This window comes from Corynebacterium sp. HMSC14B06, assembly GCF_001807075.1.
Taxonomy (GTDB): Bacteria; Actinomycetota; Actinomycetes; order Mycobacteriales; family Mycobacteriaceae; genus Corynebacterium; species Corynebacterium jeikeium_D.
The window spans coordinates 1-1,259 of the sequence record NZ_KV787389.1 but is presented as its reverse complement, the minus strand read 5'-3'; the positions used below and the strand labels follow the sequence as shown (position 1 = coordinate 1,259).

Below are 1,259 nucleotides of genomic sequence, written 5' to 3'. Positions count from 1 at the left end.
CCACCATAACCCCAGACCACACACCACAAATCACCAAAGAATAGCTCCCCGAAAGCTATTACCCACACCATCCCGCACCTCCGGCCACATTTGTGCTAACCGCACACCGGTTGGATTAAAGGATGACCACCAACCGCCCCAGCTGCCCACTATGCGGCAACAACACAAAGAAAAACGGCACCACCAGCAAATCAACCACCCGTTGGCGCTGCACCCACTGCGGACACTCCTTTACCCGCAACACCCAAACCCACAACAAAAACACCGCCACCATGGCTTTGTTCATCCAATGGGCCACCGGCACCCAATCTCTAACCACCTTCGCCGCACACCATGGCGTAACCAGGCAAACCATGCACCACCGATTCCGATGGTGCTGGTGGATCATCCCCACACCCACCATCGACTCATTCCGCATCCATGACCAAATCTTCCTCGACGCGACCTATCTAAAGTCCGGATGCCTCCTGATCGCAGCCAGTAAAACCCACGTCATCAACTGGACCTGGGCCAGACACGAAACCACCGCCGCCTACACCGAACTCCTACGCCCCATTGCCGCACCACTAATCGCAGTCACAGACGGCGGACAAGGTGCCCAATCAGCCATCCACCACTGCTGGCCAACAACACGCATCCAACGCTGCCTCGTCCACGCCCAACGAACAGTCCGCCGCCACACCACCAGCAACCCCCGCACCGATGCCGGCAAAACCCTCTACCGCCTAGCCCTGAAACTCACTCGCATCACCGACCTTGACCAAGCATCCACATGGGTCGCCCACCTGCACGAATTCGACCACACCTACCGGGAATGGATGAACGAGAAAACCACCATCAAAGACCCCGTTACCGGCGCCTACACCAAGGTCTACACCCACCAACGCGTCCGAGCGGCCTATCAATCATTGCTATCTCTGCACCGCAGAGACCTGCTGTTTACCTACCTGCAACCCCCACCAACAACCATCGACCCCGACAACCTTGCAGCAACAACAAACAGCCTCGAAGGTGGCATCAACGCCCCCATAAAAGAACTAGCCCGCAGACACCGCGGACTATCACTACCGCATCAACGCACAGTGATGGATTGGTGGCTGTATCTACATACAGAAGTCCCTGACGATCCGGTCAAGATCGCCAGGGACCAACGATGGGGTCAAGACGCACTTTCCACAGCAACAGACCTGATCACCCACAACACCACAGCCACTACCAATGACATCGGTGCACCAGCAGAATACGACACCGCCATCGAC

General features: G+C 56.9%; 1 protein-coding gene. It reads left to right on the top strand.

Annotated features, from left to right (window positions below):
* Positions 1-122: 122 nt before the first annotated feature.
* Positions 123-1,259: IS256-like element IS3503 family transposase (locus HMPREF3130_RS07420; RefSeq protein WP_070429661.1), on the top strand; the 1,137-nt coding region annotated here is incomplete at its 3' end.